General features: G+C 41.0%; 11 protein-coding genes. 3 read left to right on the top strand and 8 right to left on the bottom strand.

Features of this window, described 5'->3' with window-relative positions; translation table 11 throughout:
• Nucleotides 1–61 precede the first annotated feature (61 nt).
• Complete coding sequence (locus DXB63_RS03395) at nucleotides 62–6256, top strand: hypothetical protein (RefSeq protein ID WP_147332252.1); 6195 nt, start codon at nucleotides 62–64, stop codon at nucleotides 6254–6256.
• Nucleotides 6257–6434: 178 nt separating this feature from the next.
• On the opposite strand, the gene DXB63_RS18385 is transcribed toward DXB63_RS03395, so the two are convergent.
• Nucleotides 6435–6614, bottom strand: a complete 180-nt coding sequence (locus DXB63_RS18385; RefSeq protein ID WP_122124968.1) for a hypothetical protein — start codon at nucleotides 6612–6614, stop codon at nucleotides 6435–6437.
• Between the two features lie 389 nt (nucleotides 6615–7003).
• On the opposite strand from DXB63_RS18385, the gene DXB63_RS03385 reads away from it, so the two are divergent.
• Nucleotides 7004–10021: a TonB-dependent receptor gene (locus DXB63_RS03385; RefSeq protein ID WP_122124967.1), complete on the top strand. Its 3018-nt coding sequence runs from the start codon at nucleotides 7004–7006 to the stop codon at nucleotides 10019–10021.
• A 9-nt stretch (nucleotides 10022–10030) separates the two neighbouring features.
• Entirely contained in the window at nucleotides 10031–11698 is a 1668-nt protein-coding gene (locus tag DXB63_RS03380) for a RagB/SusD family nutrient uptake outer membrane protein (RefSeq protein ID WP_122124966.1), read from the top strand.
• A 234-nt stretch (nucleotides 11699–11932) separates the two neighbouring features.
• On the opposite strand, the gene DXB63_RS03375 is transcribed toward DXB63_RS03380, so the two are convergent.
• The 7 genes from DXB63_RS03375 to DXB63_RS03345 form a co-directional block, all read right to left on the bottom strand.
• On the bottom strand, nucleotides 11933–12667 hold the full coding sequence (locus tag DXB63_RS03375; RefSeq protein WP_122124965.1) for an Ig-like domain-containing protein: 735 nt from the start codon (nucleotides 12665–12667) through the stop codon (nucleotides 11933–11935).
• 250 nt (nucleotides 12668–12917) lie between these two features.
• A complete protein-coding gene (locus DXB63_RS03370) occupies nucleotides 12918–13352 on the bottom strand; it encodes a hypothetical protein (protein WP_122124964.1) in 435 nt (144 codons plus the stop codon).
• A 1-nt stretch (nucleotide 13353) separates the two neighbouring features.
• Nucleotides 13354–13770, bottom strand: coding sequence for a DUF5675 family protein (locus tag DXB63_RS03365; protein ID WP_122124963.1), 417 nt, complete (start codon nucleotides 13768–13770; stop codon nucleotides 13354–13356).
• Between the two features lie 21 nt (nucleotides 13771–13791).
• Nucleotides 13792–14145, bottom strand: a complete 354-nt coding sequence (locus DXB63_RS03360; protein WP_122124962.1) for a hypothetical protein — start codon at nucleotides 14143–14145, stop codon at nucleotides 13792–13794.
• Nucleotides 14146–14153: 8 nt separating this feature from the next.
• Nucleotides 14154–14366 carry a hypothetical protein gene (locus DXB63_RS03355; RefSeq protein WP_122124961.1) on the bottom strand — a complete coding sequence of 71 codons (213 nt, stop codon included), beginning with the start codon at nucleotides 14364–14366 and terminating at the stop codon, nucleotides 14154–14156.
• A gap of 5 nt (nucleotides 14367–14371) precedes the next feature.
• On the bottom strand, nucleotides 14372–20731 hold the full coding sequence (locus DXB63_RS03350) for a leucine-rich repeat domain-containing protein (protein WP_233522754.1): 6360 nt from the start codon (nucleotides 20729–20731) through the stop codon (nucleotides 14372–14374).
• A 20-nt stretch (nucleotides 20732–20751) separates the two neighbouring features.
• Complete coding sequence (locus DXB63_RS03345) at nucleotides 20752–22755, bottom strand: hypothetical protein (protein ID WP_122124960.1); 2004 nt, start codon at nucleotides 22753–22755, stop codon at nucleotides 20752–20754.
• Nucleotides 22756–22976 lie beyond the last annotated feature (221 nt).

Raw genomic sequence — 22976 nt, 5'->3', positions numbered from 1 at the left:
CACTTTTATTTGGAAATAGTGTACACATTCTATAATTTTGATGGTTGTAAAACAACATATTATGAAAAAGACTACTTCTTTTTTGGGGATGCTGCTCGTATGCGTGTGGTTCCCATCAAGTATTCTTGCAATGGACTATTGTACGCAAAGTGTTGCCACTATCTCCGAGTCGACAAAACCTTCGCCTAAGAAACTGCAAGAATCGCCAAATCTCAGATTGAGCGAAAGCGGTAAGTTTATCAAAGTGGAAGCCTCCACAACTGTAAAAAAAGTCCGTTCAAGAACCGCTTCGGTAAGCTCCGCAAGCGAACTCTCAGGTAATTATGTACAAACCTACCAAACAATCGTAATTCCCGGTGCCGATGGTGGAAGAAGCGTTACGATCGAAACCGTCGATGGGAATCCCAACAGCATCAAGTTCATCAACTTCTACGACACGGGGGTGACAGTGACGGCAACAGTAGATTTTGCTGCAAAGACTATTTCAATACCCAACCAGCAGATTATTGAAACCCAGACTCTCGGTAAATTGGATATCGCCGTAGTTGAAGTTGGCAATGACGGCTTGCCGAAACCAAACCGTACCAAAGAAATAGAAGGAACAATCAACGATGACGGATCTATTTCTATCACTTCCTGGTGGGGCATCTTCCAAGAGTCTTCTAATTCGTATGTCGGGTGTTTCTACCAAACGGAGTTTCAAAAAGCCAATGCCACAATGTCCCAGACAAGGCTTGTAACCACAACTTCGCCGTTCACCGAAGAAGAACTCTCTTACAGCGTAATAGCCGAACAAACCTCACCCAACATTCTGACAGTCATAAACTTCGGAAACTACGGAATGACAGTGGAATTGGAATTGAGGCGCGACCAAACGGCTGCAATCGGTCAACAATTGGCACGTAAAGCCAACAATGGCGACAACTATTACACCAACGCCATCACCTACGACGCTTCGACAGGACGAATTACCGGTTATGCCGATGCTATCGCTACCGAAAAGGCAACAGACAAACGAAACATAACCTGGAAGGACTGGACAATGACAAATTCATCCAGTTATCTCGCAATCATAACTGAGGGCAAGTTGACTGTTCCGTTCGATATAAGCTATCCCACGATTTCCGTAAGCGATTTTGAAGGCGAAGGAACAGAAAACAGTCCGTATCTGATTAAATCAATTGACCATCTGATCTTACTCGGCGACAAAGTCAACGATGTTAAAGAAGCCGATTACAATTCAACCGATGCCGACGGAAAGAAATACAACCGGGCCTTTACAGGCAAATATTTCCGTCTGGAGAACGACATCGACATGGCAGGATACCGTTTTACACCTATAGGAAAGGATTGGTCTCACCATTTCGACGGAACATTTGACGGTAACAACCACACAATCCAAGGCCTCAACGTATCGACAGGAGGTGCCGGATACGCAGCTCTATTCGGTCATGCCGGTGAGGCAAGTGTAATCAAGAACCTCAACGCTGAAAATCCCGTAATCAGAGCTTCCAACTATTATGCAGCAGCCATTGTCGGCTGGTCTGACGGTATAGTCGACAAATGTCATGTTTCTGGTGCCGATGTGGAAAACTCCGGAAGAGCTACGGCAGGATTGGCAGGTGTAGTGAAAACCATCACAAACTGCTCTGTTACAAATAGCAATATTATCGGCTTGACAGGTAATGTTGCCGGACTGGCAAGTGAGGTCGATGAACTGATACAGAACTGTAATGCGACCGAAACAAACGTAATAGTTTACTCTTCCGGTGAGCTCAATTATCCCGCCGGAGGCTTAACAGCTCTATTGTATTACGCAAAAGCCGAAAACTGCTTCTTCTCCGGGATAGTCGACTGTCAGTCGTTAAATGCAAAAGCGGTATATGCAGGCGGTATCACGGGAAATTGTTATCAGGGCATTATCACGAAATGTTTCAGTGTCGGCACAATATTGGGATGCAACGACATCAATACGGTCGTAGGAGGTATCGTAGGCTTCCTTACAGGAGAGCTGAACGACAGCTACAGTATCGGCTCCATACAGGCTAAAGCCTCGAAAAGAGTCGGGGGACTGACCGGTTTCGTAAGCAGTTATACGGATGAAGAAAAAGCACAGAAGCAATCTGTTGTAACCGGCTGCTACACTTCCACACAAATATTTGCCGATACGTATCTGTACAATCCGGAGACAGAATCACGCGAAACGCTCGGTATGATACAGGACGGTTCCACTCCCGCTATCGACAATATCTATTTCGATAAACAGATTTCAAACTTCGGTTCCAAATATGCCAAAATATCAGGTGTAGAAACAGCCGACCTTACTAAGGTATCCGGTATTACCGGACTTAATGCCGCCGTATGGTCATTCACCGAAGGACAATATCCACGTCTTAAAGGATTAGACGACAACGAAACGGCTAAAATGGGAGCTTCAGTAATAAGTATGGCAAGCGGCAATTCGCTGGGAAAGATTTCAAAAGATGCCATGCTCAAACCACTTGGAAATACACAATATTCTCTTTATAAGGATAAAGGATACGGCACTGAAGGCTATTTCTGCTCTATTACCGACAGTAAAATCAAGATAGAGGAAAGTTTCGGTACCGATACTCTTGTTATAAAGAACGGGAACGTAAACTTCGCTTACTTCATCAAAATAGTACCTGTTCCTTTTGAGGGAGACGGTACTGAACTGAGTCCGTTCTTGCTGAAAACCAAAGAAGATTTAGTAGAATTAGGAAACATAACCAATGCTAAGATGCAACCGTTTGCCGACACATATTTCAAGTTGGCCAACGACATCGATATGGAATATACTACGGAATTTGACGGAATTTCATCTGTCTACAACGACAGTGAATGTCAGTTCTCGGGAACTATCGACGGTGACGGTCATACCATAAGCCGGATGTTGATTGACAGAGTTCTATGGAAAATCCGTCCGGAAGACACAGAAGACGGACTGGGTACGCCCGACAATATGAATAGCCGCAGTAACGGAGGTTTCATAGGCAGATTGGCAGTAGATGGTGTTATCAAAAACATCACGTTTGCTGCCGACTGTAAATTTGAATTCTGGGCTACATCCGGAACTTTCGCCGGAGATAACTACGGATTGATCAACAACTGTAAGAACTATGCCGATGTAAGAGGTTACAGTAATAATATAGGAGGTTTCGTCGGAACTGTTCGTAAAGACGGGAAAGTCACCAATTGCTACAATGCCGGAAACATATACTGCGGAGCCAATCAGGTAGGAGGTATCACCGGTATTAACTACGGATTCGTAGAAAACTGTGCCAACGCAGGAAATGTGGAGGTGAAGCAAATTTCAATGTTCCAGAAACTACAAAAAATGAGTAAGACTGCCGGAGGCATCACGGGTTCATCGACAGGTGGTGTAATCCGCAACTGTGTAAATGCCGGTACGGTATATTCTTGGGGTGAAAGAGCCGGAGGTATCGCCGGTCTCTACTCAAAGGTAATCATGACCGACGTTTCAGGACACAACGACATGTACAATAGCATCAACTTCGGTTCGGTATCGGCTGACGGAGAAGATAAAAACACCATCAGTGCAATAGCCGGTGAAGGAGGAACACAAGGTATTATCCAAAACAACTATTGGGATGCTCAGATTCTTACATTGGGCGCAATAGGTAATGCAGATATGGAGGGTATGAACGGCGTTGAAACACCAGTTCTTGTCTCCGGTACTGCTTTGGAAGGATTCGATACTTCCATTTGGGATTTCACCAAAGGCCAATATCCGGTATTGAAACAATTCGCCAATGAAGACAAACTGTCTAAAGCACGTAAAGTGATAGTAACGATGAAACCGGGTGTGACGGCTAAGGACATGAATCAGAATGCCAAGCTCACATTGATCGATGGTCTTACTTGGTCATTGGAAAAACACAAAGAGTTCGCTATCGGAGGCAGTACACTCTACTCTCCCGAAGAAGTTGACGAACTCACAATCGACAACTTAGTGGCTGATTTCGGTGACTATGTGAAGAAAATCGAGATAAAGAGAATACCAGCTGTACCATTGGCAGGTTCAGGAACAGAAGAAGACCCGTATCTGATTTCTTCTACCACTGACTGGAACAACCTCTCTGATTACATCGACGTAATTACAGAATCATTCCAAGGCAAATTCCTTAAATTAACAGAAAATCTTGATTTTACCGACACTGAGTTTAAGATGCTTGCAGCTAAAGGCGTAACACCACTACAGGCTTCACTTGATGGTAACAACAAGAAAATCAGTGGTATAAATCTGACCACTACGGCTACCGGACAAGCAGCAATACGCACCTTAGGTGAATCAGGCTCAATCTCCAACCTCACGATAACAGGGGAAGTAACCTCCAACTATGCCTCTACCGGAGGTTTCACAGGTTCCGTATATGGAAAGCTCATTAATTGTGTAAGTGAAATCAATGTCACCTCTTCCAAAGACAAAAGCACTTCAGGATTCGGAAAACTGTATGCCGGTGCCATACTGACCGATGTTGTCAACAAAGGAACAATTTCGGGTACCAACAACGACATTGCGGGCATAGCAGCCGAAGCTGAAGAAGGCGTAGAATTAGTGCGTTGCGGAAATGAAGGAAAGATCATCTGTAATGGAAATCAAAAATCCTATATAGCAGGTCTTATAGCAGAATCCGGTCCAATAACAATGGAAGAATGCTACAATAAAGGCAATATAGAAATCATCGACATCGACAACACTAAATACGTTGCCGGCCTTATAGCATACGCTAAGTCTACAAGTTCAAGGAAACAAACGATGACTTTGACAGGATGCTACAATGAGGGCGATATCGTAGGTTCGGCTGTGGTTGCCGGTCTGATTGCCAATACAGACGCCAGCGGAACGGTCACTAATCCGCTGATTCTCACGGAATGCTATAATACAGGTAACATCACGGCAAGACCTACCAAGACGCAATCGAGCACAGGCGCTCCTACTGCGGGATTGGTCGCTCTTTACACTCCCGGATCCAAATTCACGAACTGCCGGAATTCAGGAACTATCAGTACAACGAACATCAACACCGGAGGCATCACAGCCTACTATAAGACTACTCCTAAGGAAGACAATCCTGTCGTGATCAGTAATTGCCACAATACCGGGACAATCGAATCCGACGGTAATAACATAGGAGGTATAATAGCTTATAGCACTGACTACACGACTACCGAAAACTGTTACAACACAGCAGAGCTCAAAGGTTCTTTCGGGATCGGAGGTATTGCCGGATATATAAATGGAGTGACAAGTACTCTGAAGAGTTGCTGGAATTCAGGAAAGGTCACCATAGCAACCAACCGCGGTGGCGGACTTGTAGGTCTTGGCAGCAAAGGAGTAGTTGAGTCAAGTTTCAATGTAGGTGATGTCATTTCCCTAAGTACCGAGGTAGGAACGGATAAAACCTCCGGCTACGGAATCGGTGGTCTTGCAGGACAGGGCACTGCCGTATTCACCGACTGTTACAATATGGGTATCGTGACCGGAGCAAATCAGGTAGGCGGACTTGTCGGAGTTCCGAGAAGCGGACATACGCAAATCATCCGTTGCTATAATGCCGGTAAAATAGTTGCCCAATCCGATGAGTGCGGATCCCTTATCGGAGCTGACCTAAGCGATTCATATTGGAATAGTGAGAATAAAGTGGAAAGTTCATACTTCGTTACCGACTACGGTACTCATCACAACGACACCATAGGAACAACCATCACTATTGCCGAACTTGCAAAAACAGATATGGGCAACGGATGGACAGCAGGCGATGACTATACATTACCGATTCCAACAACACAGATTTCCGAACCGTACGCTTTGATAAATGCCGTCACGATTGCATTTGCCGAAGGCGATTCCAAAAACTCAATCACTAAAGATTTCTTTGTAGGCGCTCCCGAAGGAGTAAATTGGACATCTTCCGTTGCCAACATCTCATTCTCCGGTTTCAATGCCTTGTTTGACGACAAAGAGTGTATCGGTAAAGCAACGTTGACTGCAACGGCAGGTGAACTAAACAAAACGTTTGAAATCAACTGCAACAAGCCATCCGGGATCAACGACATTCTTAACGGCAAGATTGTAGTGAAAGAAGTCTATTATAATACTTACGGAATTGAAGTTCCGAAACCGACATCACATGATAGTAATGTCTACATGGTTGTCCGCACTTACGATGACGGAACAACGGATACTTTGAAATTCTTCAACGTGAAGTAAGGTTATTGTAGATACTCTCAATGCAAAGAGGATATATCCTTTGTCGGGATATATCCTCTTTTTTTGTTTATAATCAATTATTATAGTCACCGATGCTTACGACACTTTCGGCGAAGGATGGAAACAACTTCCCTCTGCCAACGAGATACAACCGGAATAAGTAGTTATAGATTATCTGTCAGATCTTAGCCATTCCAGTTAGTATGTAGTGGCCTTTCATGTTATGTTCAGTCATATAAATCCGCACTTCCAGTCGGCAAACAGATATTAGGTCATATCCCGTCAATCTCTCATTTATGGCTTTGATAAATGAATACTCCGTATCATTGTGAATAAAAGATATACGATGATATTCCATAACATAATATATTTTAAAGATCTATTGTGTTGTCAAATATACGAATAAATAAATGAATAGTATCTATTAAGAATGAAAAACTATATTCAAAATATAGACTTATTACTTTACTCAAAGAAACAGGTGTGTAACAAACCGTTGTAGACTTTTTCCACATTTCCACACTCTTCATTCATACTTTTCAACGCTACCATACAAACATCGACAAACACAAACATCTAATTATTAAGCAAATACATCCAAGCATACCCAAAAGGCTCCTCACTGGCACATCGTTTGCCCTTTACCTTATTGAATAAGATATAAGTCCGTCGGAAAAGAAGGTTGCTTAGTTGCTTCTTTTCCGGTCGGATAATGAAGAGTTTTTGGTTACTAATAAATTTAATCTGATGAAAAAGATCATTTTAAGCATTTTCTCTCTTCTGATATTACTGGATGGAAATATCAGGGCATCTATCCGTCCAAATAATCTGCAGGAGAACATCAACCATGAGTCTATTATTGCCCCCAAACAAGGCAAAACCGTCCAGGGTATTGTTCTAGACAGATCCGGATCTCCCATCGTAGGTGTAACCATCATAGAAAAAGGAACGACCAACGGGGTGACCTCCGATATAGAGGGAAAGTTCTCCCTACAGGTGGCACCGGATGCTACATTAACATTTTCTTACCTCGGGTACATCGAAGAAGAAGCAATGGTGAAAGGACAGGATTTCCTAAAAGTTACCATGCGTGAAGATACCGAGACACTGGATGAAGTCGTCGTCATCGGCTATGGAACGGCAAAAAGAAGTAACCTAACGGGAGCTGTCAGTTCGGTGACAAGCGAACAGTTCAGAGCACAGCCTGTAAAAAAAGCCTCCGAAATTCTGCAAGGACGTATGGCGGGAGTACAAGCCTCATCTTATACAGGTGGACAGCTGGGACAAGACGCTAATATCCGTGTACGTGGCGTTTCTTCCATCAACTTCGGTAATGACCCGCTATGGGTGGTAGACGGAGTAATCGGGGCAACGGTAACCAATCCGGCAGATATAGCCTCCATTGAGGTATTGAAAGACGCATCTTCCACTGCCATCTACGGTTCCAGAGGTGCAAACGGAGTAATACTTGTCACTACCAAACGAGGAGCGGCAGGCAAGCCACAAATACAAATCAGCAGTGAAATCGGTATCTCTAATATACCTAAAAGATATGACCTGATGAATCCTTACGAATATGCGCAAGCGTTGGAAACCATGACGGACACTCGTTTCTCCGCAGCCGATATGGAAGCCTACAAGAACGGGACAAAGGGCGTTGACTATCAAGACTTGATGCTGCAAACCGGTATTTCCCAAGACTACAAACTGAGTATCTCCGGAGGAAGCAAGAAAAATAAATACATGATATCCGGCTTGTTCCTGAACCAAACGGGTATCACTGCGGAATCCAAGCTAAAACGTTTCGGTTTCCGTGCGAATCTTGATTCACAGGTGACTCCCTGGTTGAATATCGTAACCAACGTAGAGGGTTCTACTGAAAATACGCATAACACAGGTGCCGACTTGTTCGTGATGGCAAACTATTCTCCTGCCATGGATCTGACGGATGCAAACGGCGTTTATTTGAGAGACCCCTACTGTTCCATCAGTACAAATCCCTATGGTTCGCTCGTGGCAAATGATTCCGACGGAGAAAATTATAATGTGAAAGGATTCATTGATTTTCGTTTCAATATTCTGGACGGACTGACCTTCTCCGCGCAGGGGTCGTTCAACCTGTTAAATGCATCCGGCTACTCATTCTCCTCGACCAAACGCGAACCGAGTGCGATAAGCAGCATGGGAAACAATATGAACCGAACCTTAACTTATCAGGAGACTAATAACCTGACTTACCAAAAAGATTTTGGCGACCATCATCTGACTGCTACGGGCGTCTTTGAAATTTACGAGAAGGAATACAAAAACGTAGGAGTTAGCGGTCAGAATCTTCTATCCGAGAAAACCGGATACTGGAATATCAACTCAGTTCAATCCGGTCTGACAGGAAGTACCAACTACACGAAAGAGCAGATGGTATCCGCTTTCGGTCGTGTGATGTACAACTACAAAAACAGATATTACTTAACGGGAACGATACGTGCAGACGGTTCTTCCAAGTTCATGAACAACAAATGGGGCTATTTCCCGTCGGGAGCTGTTGCATGGAACATAGCAGAAGAGGAATTCATGAAAAACCAGAATTTCTTCCAAAGCCTGAAGCTGAGAGGCAGTTTCGGTGTGACAGGCAATCAGGCTATCAATGCCTACGGCACTTTGGGATTACTCACACTTGCCAATTATGCCTACGGTACAAGCTCCCTCTATCCGGGATATTGGCAGAGTGCCCATTCGTCACCCGACCTGACTTGGGAAAAGACTTACTCCTATGATGCCGGAATCGATATGAGTATCCTGAACCATCGATTGACGTTGACCGTCGATTGGTATAAGAAAAACACCAAGGATCTATTGTTTGCCAAAACCATTCCTTATTTCTACGGCGGAGGGTCTTACTGGAGCAATGTCGGCGAAATGTACAGCACAGGTTGGGAGTTTACACTGGAGGCATATCCCGTACGAACAATCAATTTTGAATGGTCTACTACACTTACCGCCTCCTATCTGCGTACGAAAGTGACAGACCTTGACGGAGAAAACTTCCTGATTCCGGATGCTACCCGCGGTGGATTGATGGAAGGAAACATCTTCATCATGAAAGAGGGTTTGCCCATTAGCAACTTCAATCTGTTCAAGTGGGTAGGCCTCAACGAGGAAGGGGCCAATCTGTATCAGACCGTTGACGGTGGCACAACGACCTCGCCGGTAGATGCCGACCGCGTCATAACCGGTAATCCGATACCAAAATGGAATTTCGGTTGGAACAACACACTTCGTTACAAGAATTGGGAAATGAATATATTCTTCCGTGGAAGCACAGGATTCCAACGTCTGAACATCACCCGGTTTGCTACCTCAACGATGGTTCCGGAAAGCCGGTTCATCACTTCCCGCGAAGGATTCGAAAGAAGCTGGGACATTGTCGAGAATAAATCGGATGCACTGTTCGCAAGCAGCAAAAACTCGTTGAACCGTTCAACACCCCGTTCAACACAATGGCTGGAAGATGCGGATTTCCTACGCCTGCAAAACATCAGCTTGTCTTATCTGCTACCTAAAAACAAAACGAAATTCGCAGACATAACATTGGGAGTCAGTGCCCAGAATCTGTTTACGATTACGAAATACAAAGGTCTCGACCCGGAATCATCCACCACCTCCACCACTTCCACAGGAGCTATATCAGACAAAGAGTTGGGAATGGATTATGGGACTTATCCCTCTGCGAGAACATTTACATTTACGGTCAAACTAGGATTTTAAATTGAAATTATGAAAACTATCAACCATAAAATAGCTGCAATCTGTCTTTCCGCATTACTTGCGTCATCTTGCAGCGACTTCCTGAAGGAAGATCCCAAAGGACAGATGACAAACCTGGAATCATTCACTGAGAAATCAGACCTGGAAGGCTCTATCAATGCCCTGTATTATCAGGTAAAGATGGCAAGCGGATATATCGGCGTGTATGCCCCGGTACTGATGGGCGACGATATGACAAGCATTGTCTCAAAAACAAATTTCACAGACTGGGATCAGTTTATCTCCAATGACGGCAACCCGATGATGACAAACTCCGTGGGTAGTTGGAGTTGTATGTGGAATGTAGTGAAAGCAGCAAACTACATCATCAACGGGGTTGCCAATACGCCGGATGTATCGGAAGATGACATCAACTTCGCAATTGCCGAAGCCCGTTTCTGGCGTGCGTATTTCTATTTCTGGATGGTACGTTGCTGGGGACCGTTGCCGATTATCGAGAACAGTGAAATCAATCCGAACATCAGCGCAAGTACGGAAGAAAAAGTCTATGACTTCCTTATCCAAGACCTGAAATTTGCAGAAGAAAACCTTCCCGAACAATTCACAACCGAGCCATGGAGCATAAACGGGCTGAACATCATCGCCAGTAAAGGTGCGGCTCAGGCTACACTGGCTCAAGTATACCTGACAATGGCAGGATGGCCTTTGAATAAGGGAACGGAATATTATGCGATGGCAGCCGGCAAAGCAAAAGAAGTAATCGATGCCGTGGAAAACGGTACATACTACTACCGCCTATTTGATGAATACCGGAAAATTTATTCTCGAAAATACAACAAGAACAACACGGAAATCATCCTAGGCGTATATTTTACCAAAGACTTCGGTGGTGGCGATGGTTCTCAAGCTGCTCGCGGACTTGCCGAGATACCGGAAGAGACGGGTGGTTTCAGCGATATGAGAGCAGAAATCAAATTCTGGAAAGACTTTCCTGCCGGACCACGTAAGAAAGCCATCTTCGGAGACGTCTATTACCATAATCAAGACCAGAAAGTAGTACCTTGGTTCTATGACAACGTTACGAATTGCAATAATCCCTACTACGTCATGTATGCATTTGCCAATGACGAAGTAGAGTATGACCAAACCAAAAGTTATAGTGCCCAAGCCGACGGGTGGAGTGAACAAACCGCCGCATTCATCCGTCTGTCACAGGTATATCTGTGGTATGCCGAAGCTGTGGGACGTTCCGGGCAGGGAGATAAGGTCAAGGCCATCGAGTTGCTGAACACAGTTCGCCGTCGTGCCGACGGGAAATGGGATGATCCTTCCTACAACTTTTATTCATCGGGCATGAGCAATGACGAATTGGCCGAAGCTGCCTATAACGAACATGGCTGGGAAATAGCCGGATACTATCGTGGCAACGTAGCAACCCGCTATCACGACTTACGCCGGATGAACCGTTTAAAAGAGCATTTCGAATATCGTTTGCAGAATCCGGAAATCGAAGTGACCGAACAATGGCTGAAAGAAAACCCCGATAAACAGGAAATGGTGACAGGTCCCGTTTATCTGAAAGAGAGAGTAGCCATGACAGGCACATGGGACGATAGCCGGATGTATGCTCCCTATCCCTCCGTGGATACCTCCCTGTTCCCAAATTTGAAAAGGTAACCTGAACCCTTAGCTATCTTCAACCCATTGGCAGAATCTAACGTGGAGACTTAGTCTGGCAATGGGTTTATCACTGTTACAAAGTTCAATTCCGGAGTTTACTTTGTTTGGTATATGCAGACGGAAATAAAGGAACTGTTAAAATCCCTATTGTGAGATAGAACAGTTATTGATATAAAAAGGCAGCTAATTGCTGCCTTTTTTATAATATAGGGGAATCGAATTTATAACCGATTAAAATCCTTTAAACATTTGCTTGAACTGATTGATCATAATATCTTCTTCAACAAGACTACGTGATTTAGATTTCGAATAAGCAGCATACATAATCAATGTAGCAGAAGTATCCATATCCATAATAACAAGCATATCGGCTTTATCAATGGCGTTATTTACAAAAAGAGCATCATAATTCTGACCATTTACATCAATCGGCAGATAACGCTCTGCCAAAAAATCCACTGCTTCTACAGCATATGCATTTTTAACAAAAACGCCAACGGAAGTCATTTTGCCTTTTTCAAAAAGATAAGCTAATCCATTAATCTTCTTATTATTAGGATCTTTATATGTCAAACCATCTGAAGTTTCATTAGACAATGTTCTACTCTCTTTACTCTTGATAGAAGCCATAGTTGCACCAAATTCCAAAACAGGCTCTGTATAAGTATGAAATTTAGGAGTTACTTCCACTGCACACTTTGCAATACCTTCTTTAGCAGAGGTAGCAGTGACCGTAGTTTTTCCTACATGATTACCCGTAATAAGTCCGCTACTACTTACTTTCGCAACAAAAGTATTTTCAGATTCCCATGTTACATCCGTACTGCTCGCCGTGATTTTTTCTGTTTCTTCAGCATTGAGAGAAACCTTGTCATTGCTCAATGTTAACTTCTTTTCATCGTCTTTAGAACACCCTGCAAATACAAGGGATGCAACTAAAGCAGTCATAATTAATGTGTTTTTCATAATTTGTTTTGTTTTTTAAATTAAATATAATTTTGCCATTATTAATTCGTATTGCTATTAAACTAGCCACAAAGTAATACTTTTTAAACGAACAAAACAAATATATTTATAATTTAATATATAATAATTAATCCTATATAATAAATAGCCCACAAATAGTTAACGGTCTATTCCCCATTACCTCAATTTTCATCCTATCAGCAATTCAATAAAAGTGCTGATATAGTTATAAAATCTTCTCCACTCATAACTATGTCCTCCACTTATTATAGCGTTGTAGAATCAGCCAAACCACCATTGCCAAACAACAAAGAGCAAGTCCTCCGAGAGCCATCCCTCCCGCATCCAGCTTAAACTGTTGCCACTTTGACAACTCCTTCTCCACCGGATAAGGTACTGCAACCTTCACTGTATCCGTAACATTCACCGTATCGCGAACCAGTTTATTTCTATACTCCGTATGCCACCTGTCACGAAAGACCGTATCTCCTTTTATAAACATCAAAATGCTATCTTTCATGTGGATAGAATCCCTCACAAGTCGGTCTTGGTATTTTGTCTCAGTCCTGACTGTCTCAACGGGCACGTAGCGGGTGGAATGACAGGAACAGAATAAGAGGAATAGCCCAAGAATAATTACACACCACCACATTATTTTATAATATGTCATATCCTTTTTATCCATACTACACAATTTGAATAGTTATGCCATTTTTCCCTTCGAGCTTTTCAATCAGTTTCTTCTCCCAATAAGTAGAATTAAGAACTTTACCTCTCACCTTATTTTCCCCTACCAGAAGACAGCCTGCCGTATCTTTCTCTGTATTCCCCCTATGTATCCTGATACCTGTAAAACAAGGTACATCCAATAACTCCGGCAATATTCTTTTAAATTTAGGAGAATAAGAAAGAATAACTTTATAAGTACCATACGGGATTGCTGTTTCTCCATATACTTTCTTCTCATCTCCATCAAAGACTCCGTTCTTGTTCAAGTCTCTTACTTTATCTTCCAAAGTATCACAAAAATATTCTCCATCAATGTAGATCTTGCCAATCGTATAGGTATCCCTAAGAGCAATGCGTTTTAACAATAGTTTCATATTTACACGTTTTTATCCTGACTAATAATCACTTGGCGGTTGTCGACCGGAACATCCCCTTACATCGCACCGTTTTGTCTCCGCCTCTTTCAATTTTAATTCCACTTCATGAAGTCTGTAAATCGTCTCCAAATGAGCCTTTTGCTCTTGCCTGTGCTCTGCATACAGGGCATCAATCTTAGCATCACGTTCTGCAAGCCTTCTCTCTAACCAGTCCACTTGTTTACGTTCATTCTCATTCTCCATGCCATCTGCCGTAGCATCTTCTTTCCGGGCATCCGTTTTACGGTTAACCCAAAAAGAGACAAGCCACTTAATTCCCTCCCACCCTCCCAATGTGCCTATTATGGAAAACCAAATATTCTGTGTATCCATACTATGAATCAATCTTCTAAATCAACGTATTCTTCACTATCAGGATCATCTATTTCTTCGAAGTGCTCAGGCAACTCCCTCAGTGGTTCGATCAATTTCTCACCTCCTAGATAATAGGTATAACCGAGATAAATCTCATTACTAAAAACGAATCCGTCGGATATTCTGCGAAATACTTTACCTTCTCCCGCAATAATGTGATCACTATTATTTGTATCCATTCTAATTATTCTGTTAATTCTGACATTGGTTTTATTTTAGCTGCCACTTTTGTCCAGTTAGTAGCTGTCTTATAAGACTCTACACTTTCATCAGGAACGTAGATTTTCAGATCTGAAGGTGTACTGTTAAATACACCTTCACCACCAAGTACAGGAGGGGCAACCGGTTTCATGATTACCTTTTTTAACTTAGCACAACCAAAAAAGACCATATTCCCCATTTCACTGACATTTTGAGGTATTACCACTTCTACAAGATTTGCATTATTACGAAATATTGTGCTTCCAATTACCTGCAATGAGTCCGGTAAATCAATGCTAAAAAGATCACAAGCATCAAATACTCCCGTTCCGAAACTCGTAACAGTAGAGGGGATACGTATATGATGTAATGAGGAACAACCCCAAAAAGAATTCTTATTAATAGAAACAAGTCCTTCAGGTAATTCCACCGATTCTAGATTTGAATTATCGTTAAACATCATCTGAGTAACTTCCGTTACAGAATCAGGTAAAGATATAGACTTCAAATTCGTACAACCTGAAAAATGTCGTATATGTAAATCCGTATTATTCGTAAAATATTTGAATTCATCGAAACTCGTTATATCTGTATTGCCCTCAAAAGTCACCAATTTAGTTACAGCTTTAATTTGCGGCATAGTAATCCCAATACCGTCACCATAATTGGAAGACAGAATATTCAAAAGAACAGCATCTTTAAAACGAACATACCTCTCACCAAACACATTCAGTTTCAACTTTTTGAATGTATTTTCCAAAATGTCAACCGAATCTTCATAAACACTGGCATAAATATTCAATGTACCATCCAATACCGGATATTCATCTTCACCCGCCAATCCTTCACTGCTAAGTCCCGAATACGAACCATCAGACAAGTTACTGAGAACGTCAAGCATACCGGCATCCCTATAAGTTTCATTGAACCCTACAGCACGAATACGTTTCAGTCTATGAGCATTTCCTTGATCTGATTGGGCATTCATGACATTAACCAATAAGTCCATCGGATTTATCAAAGGACAATCCACAATAAAGAAATCTGTAATTATCTCTTTACACAAGTCAATTCCTACCGCATCATTCGCCAAAAGCGGATAATTGGATAAAGACAGATATTGGTTCTTCGAACTGAATTCCACCTTTTGTAAACCACCCCCACTCGGAAGTTTAATCTGGGAAAGTGAAGTCCCGTCCGCATATACTTCTTTCAAATGCGTACATGCTGCTAAATTAAGAGTACCTCCTAATGTTGTGATATTTGAGAGTACGAGTTTCTGTAAAGACGTACAATTAGAAATAGTAAGTGCAGTTATGGAAATAAGTACTTTGTCCGTCTTGCTTCCCAAACGAATCTCACGAAGCATCTTACCTTGGATAACCATCGTACCGGATACATTCTTATCATGCCAGTCTCCTATATCTTCTAAAAACGAAGCCCCCTGTATCGTATTTTGCTGGTCACCCGAACCGGAAAGTTCGACAAGCATTTCACATTTTCCCCCGGCTTTAGTTCGTTTACCACGAATGATACTTGTACCATTGGCTATGGCAGGATATAGATCCATAGCCGGAGTCAATTCATACTTAATCGTATCACCAGCAGCACGCACTGTAATATTATCCGTCCCGTTTGCCGAAAACAAGCCGAAACTATATTTTGACATAATATAGATAATGCGTTTTGTAACCCAACGTGTCTCAGCAGAATAATGATCACCCAAGCTCTGTGTTATTGGGTCCGTATCATTCGTATAAGTACCAGCTATATATGCGAGTTTACCATTTTCATAAGCTATTTTTGCATCGGCATTCACTATATTGGCTGGAAAATATTCTTGTGCCGGATTAAAGTAATATTTCTGATAGTAAGCGTAAATCTTATCAAAGTCCGTTCCACTTTTCAGTCCCCCAAGTTCTTCCATCGCGGTAAGCATATTTTTCATGCCGGTTACCACTTCTTCAGGAAAAGCAAGATCTATCAGATTCCAAAAATTACTAGTTTCACCATTCCACACAGCAGCTCCCGTTTCATTCATATCATGTATTTCAACGCTATACGATTTTTCCGGTTGACCTTCATTATCAGTATCAAATATCGTATCCATATCATCATAACGCCATTTCCATTTACACCCTTCACCAAAGCAATAAGTATAAGTGTTCTTCGCCCGTTGGTCTGTTCCGGCATGCATTTCCACCCAATTCCGATGTAAGATAGCATCATCAATATCCCAATATATCGGAGCTTCTTTTCTAAATTTCGTTATACGGGCTTTGACAAACAGTTCATTCAATTCATTACTATTCTTTCCTTCCAAGTCTGCAGACGTGAGTCCATACTCTTTATCCACCAACTGTACAACTAGATTAATCGTCCCATTCCCAATATCGGAAGGAACAAACCGATTCTGACCGGATTCATAATAATACACATTAAACCGATGCTCATCCCCTTCTTTCGCAATCCAAAATTCATACGGCTGAGTACGCATTGTCGCTACTTGACTATTCAGTTCATCCAACGTACCATCAAAAGGTTTCAGTCTATTTGAACAACTATATACAAGATTATAAGCAGGAACAAACAGAGATATATTATTTACCGAACCACCATCAAAATCCCAAGCATTTGCTCCGTTATATTGAAAAGCTTCCTCATCCGGATTATATTTTACACAGGCATCTGTCCAAGGCACTCGAAATAATGTCAACAACGGAGAATTATCCGCTCCTTCGATGGAAATTAGTCCCGGAAATAAATCCGTATCATATCCAAAAGTATATTTATCTCCTTTATCCGGTCCAAACGTGTATTCACCCATAAAAGTATACACAAACTCACCCTCTTCATTGACCGACTTTTCAAAACAAACAAACGGTAATTGATAAACAGCAATACGACAATTTTCATAATCTTCTGTATCCATAGCCTCATTGGTGAATCCCATTTGTTTATAAAGATCATGCACAGAATTGGCAGAACCCATCTTATGAGATTGCATGGATGACGCATAGTTTTTCTTCGCGGTAAACTTTGCCCCTGCCGGAATACTTGGAATCATTTGCCAAGTCTTCTTACCAATTGTACCGTCAGCATAAGTGATAACTGATTTTTCCTTATCAATCGAATAACGCGTATTCCATAGATAATACCTCATGGAAGATGTCCCCTGTCCTTTTACCTGTACATTCGTAATTTTTACGTTACGTTCCGGAAATTCATAAAAATACACTTCCAACGTACCTTCCCTAGTTGAAGGATCAGCAATTCTTGGAATCGTATTATCAAACACCATCACATTATATTGATCCAGTGTATTCAGGAAATCAACATCCGAACCATTCGAATCCAAGACATCATTATCTGTTGTAACCTGTAATTTCTCAGACGTCGTCACCAACCAATTTATATAATTACGAAGTACCGCAGGAGAAGTAAGAGCCAAATCATAGATACGAATACCATAAATATCAATATCAGCATATTCAGAGCCTATTATAATTCCACCATTGTGCGCAAAATAATCATTATTTTCATACGTAAACTCCCGATTCTTTTTACCATTTATATAAATTATACATAAATTAAACCCACTATTTCCATAAGCATCAGGCATAATAACCAATGTCATCCGAATCCGCTTACCCTCATGTGTATGAATTCCTTGTACCTTACTATTTTTCAATGATTGCGAATGCATGGTTATTTCATCCGCATAAATATTGAGTCCGACAAACGAATCGCCGGAAGCAGAGGAAATGGTGAGTACCGGACTTCCATAATTCGTCACATTATCCACTTTATAATCAATCTCAATAGTCTTTCCTGTTCGTGCACATTCTTTAGCGAATGGATAGTGATGTATGTCAAGCAAAGAACCTGCCATTAGTCTAAGCGCCTTGTTTCCATCATCATCCGACAACCAGCCATCGTTTCCCCAGTTCATATTACTCCATGAACAATCAATCAATGAGCCATCTATTTCATTGATAATATGTCTGAAATTATCTTGTCTATTACTTCTAGTTTTCGGATTCATACAAAACAAAGCTCCGGCAACAGCCGAATAGCCGCTTGAATTATTTACTGTAAATGTAATCGGTTCTGTCAAATTATTTTCCCCATCATTCACGTGAACAATAATTTCAAAATCAGAACTATCCAATGTCTCAATCTCAAGAGGAAGCGAAAAAGTATGCTTGGTTGCTGTTGCTACTGAGTCTTCATTAGAAGAAAATACAGTTACTCCATTTTTCTCAATAACAAACTGTGCCGAAGTATATACACTATCTCCATCATACATGGTATAGCTAAATAACTTATTTTCCGCCCAGTTTGTAGTTTTATCTAATGTATCATTAATCGCAATCAATTTCACATATTCTCCCGTTACAGCACAAATGATATTAAAAGAAATAGTCTTTGTTTTAATTGTGCCATCCGAATTAGTAACATATGCGGATAATTTATATACACCAGATTTACCCGGATGCATTAAAGCGTAATTATAAGCAGTTTCCGTATAAATACCCGTTCCCAACACAATCTGATAAGATTCATTATAATCTTGTCCAATTAAAGTCACATATAAAATCTTCGACACATTGCCACCAATATTCAATGGTAATGTTATGTTTCCTGTGTATGCAGTCCACCATTTAAAGTTATCGGCAGAAATAGACAAGGAAGTTAGCTGTACCGTATAAACGAAAGCCGGAGTCGTGATTTCGGTAATTTCACCGGTGACCTTGATCATCACGCTATTCGCACCGGAAGATAAATACTCCGCCACATCCACTGTAGTAGGGGTTCCACTATTTATATACATTTGTTTCACCACCACATATGACGAACCGTCAGTCGTCTTAACCGAAACCTGACACAGTCCACGTTCTCCGATATCCTCATATGATTCATCTACGCCATATCGTTCCTGACTTATAAAAGTGAAAACAAGCGGACATGGTTCGCCTTTACTGGCAGAAACGCTTTTACTTTCCAAACCATTTACAATACGAACATTACGCTGAACCGTATCATTACCTCCTCCTGTACCGCCAACTATCGGATAAATCATACCATTCCTCACCTCCAGACAATATACACCGTCCTCACAATTATCGAAAGTTTCATCCATATTGGTCAAATTTCCCAAAGATAAAGGCTCATCTGGAGTTTCCACAGAAAGATTCTCTATCTTATCTATCAAATCGGTAGGTGTGCCATTGACATCATACACCAACTTCCGTCCGGAAATATACAGATCACCGTTCTTTTTAAGTTCCAGTAAATTTTTCCTATCGGATGCTCCGGTACCGCCACCATGAGAAAAAGCCGTTGCCTGAGAAAGATCACCACTCTCCCGCACCGATACATTATATTTTCCCTGCGCATGTTCCGCTTCGTTATTGGCCACCGTACCACAACCTTCTGCATGAGCATTCAACCCTTTAGCCTCGTTATTCTCATAATCATTGAAAATCTCGCCGTTATTTCCTGAATTTCTACCTATCCCGCTTTCTGCCAAATTGATAAGATGTCCATCATCATCTTTAATCCAGATAGAATCCGGTGATACATAGAAAGTATTATCAATAAATGTAACCGGCCCCCACGAATCGGAATAATACACATCACTCTGATAATCTTCTCTACCAAACCAATTATTAAAATAGGTAACAGAGTCTAGAGAACTCACCATATAAGCAAATGTAACAGGAGTTCCCGAAACTCGACAAAGAACAACTTTCCCATTTTTACCGCCGTATGAAGCAGCTGAAACTTTTACATCATCTACAATCGTGCCATCCCACTTCATAACTCTAGACACTTTATTCGGCAATACATGTCTCCATAAACTCCATGTATTAAGAGGAACTTCATTGGTCAGGTCTTCATATGAATTGTTATAGAAACGACTGTATGTATGCACATTCGTATCTGATAAGTTTAACCTCAATATTCCGTCCAGTATCAACAATGATGTGGTAAACTCTTGAATTATATTATCACTATTTGCATAAGCTTTAAGGTAGCCTATTATATTACCATAATGTGTAACTGCCCATATATTACAGTCTGTTGTATTATCCGGATTTGTCACCGCATAAAGGTTATCTATTTTATTGATATCTACACTTTGCAACTTACCACTGACCAAATCCATAACAGAATTGACAGAAGCTCTCACTACATTTCCTTCTTCATCAACCATCGGTAAAGAAGTCAGTCCGAATGTAGAATCAACCATCGGTGCCGAACCAATGCTTTTGCCTTCTGTCTTTAATATGCCGGAGACTTCCTCCGCTAGCTGTTTTATTTCTTCTGATGTCATCATATTATACTAATTATTTTTACTCAATCTTTCACTAAAAGCATACTTATATCTGAACTAAAAGACATAATATCAAAAGTACACTCGGCTCCGTCAACCACATCTATAGCCTTAACCAAATTGCATGATAAAACTTTAAACTTATCATCGACCATTTCACTAATAATATTAATAGCAATCATATAGAATCTAGAGCCTGTAAATGCAACTGATGAGCACATTCTGTCCGAACCGGTCAATGTAAACAGTATAAATTCTCCTGTTTCACCATTAATTTGAAAACAACAATAGGCCTCCAGAGCTGATAAAGAATATCCTTCCGGAATTTCCACAAACTCATCCTTCGGAGCATATTTCAGAATTGTACTTCCCGGAATCACTATATCTGAAATATTATTGACCTGCTGTATCAAATCTTTAGGTTCAGCACCATTAGCATTATAAATAAATTTATTTCCTGCAATATAAGTATCTCCATTTTCCTTTACCTCAATAGCATTACTCCTATAGTTTGTTCCGGTTCCATTACCATGACTAAATGCTGTAGCTAAACTTCTATCATCCGATTTCTTTGATACATTATATTTTCCTCCCGCATGTTCCCCCACATTACGAGCTTCCGTATATAATCCCTGTGTATGTGAAGACGTTCTTAGGGCACTGGTCGAAGTACCTTCCGCATGAGCACCAATCCCAATAGCAACATTGCTCGGATCATTAAATATTTCTCCTTCGTCATTAGTTCTTGTTCCGGCCAATTTCAAATCAAACCATGATTTATTTCCAACAAGTTCCAATCCATTAATTTGAGGTTTGTCAGTCAAGTCACCATAGCTTTTCACACTTAATCTTATGAGTTTTTCCTCTTCCCCTTTCATCCATAAAGAAGCAGGCGATACATACAACAAATAATCATAAAATCCCCCTAAGTCTTTCTGATAATCCAGATAATTAGAAGTTTTATTCATCCATGACTGATAATATTTTTTACTTCCTGTATTTCCACCTACTATTTTTGTCTTTGTTCCTACTTCATAAAGAAAACGTTCTGTTCCATCGGAAGATTGGCATAATACAACTTTCCCGTCATCGCCTGTATATGACATATATTCCGTTTGCACATCATGTACTATAGTGCCATCCCACTTTACATATTTCATACAAATATCCAAGTTGTACATCTCTTTCCAATCATATGGATTATTCCAATAGTGTCCTTTAAATTGATAAGTAACCCATTCATTCGTTTCATACGATAAAAATGTTACCTTAAATCCTTCTTTTTCAAACTGAGCAGGTAATATAGCAATAGCACTCTTCAAAGTATATCTGTTACCTTTTTCATATGGTGGCAACGTCGGTCCGGTATTCATTTTCAGAGATTCATAGGTATAATCAGTATCATCAGGCATGTTAACAATAGATCCCGGCACATATGACATATCATATTGAAATTGCATATAACGCTCATCAAACGGAATAGGCTTCCAATATTCTTCATTAAAAACGCTTCGTCCACTTTCAGGGAATGCACCGGATATATTCAATTCAGCAATATCCAAGGCGTCAGCCAGTTTTCTCCATTCACTCCAAGTCATATTACGAACACCATCAAGCGTGCTACCATAATGATTATAAAACCTATCATATACTCTAACTCTAGCAAATCTCGTCACATCGTCTGAATCCGGATCCATAATTGCCGCACTAGTTGTAAAACGTTGCAAAATAGATTTTCCTTCCGAATTTGTTGCCACGTCTAAAGCACCAACCACAATTCCATTCAATTTAACTGCATATCTTCCACATCTAGCAGGAGCATTCAAACTATCTAATTGAGAAAAATCAACTGTTTTCGCCCCAATAGCATTCATTGACAACCGAACCACTTCTCCTGATTCATCCACCACAGGAATAGAAGTAACAGTATTGGTAGAATCTATTATTTTCGTATCACTTACACTTTTCGCATTCAATTTCAGCGCTTCTTCCACTGCCGACACTAATTCTCTATCTACATCTGCCATAACTATTATTTTTATTTTAATAAAACTATTATTTTGCCTACAACAAACGTACGATGTTTAAGCTATATATTTCTTTTAGATTGTAAATGTTGCCAAAGTATATGTAACTATTATACGAAACTATGTAGGTATCCGTCATTAAAAAGATTAATATAGTTCAGTTCATCTTTTCCTCAAGAATTCATCAACCTTTACAAAAATATTCTTAGATTTGTAACCAT

The organism is Bacteroides sp. OM05-12 (assembly GCF_003438995.1).
GTDB lineage: Bacteria > Bacteroidota > Bacteroidia > Bacteroidales > Bacteroidaceae > Bacteroides.
The sequence above is the reverse complement of the archived record's forward strand: the minus strand, read 5'-3'. Positions and strand labels throughout refer to the sequence as shown.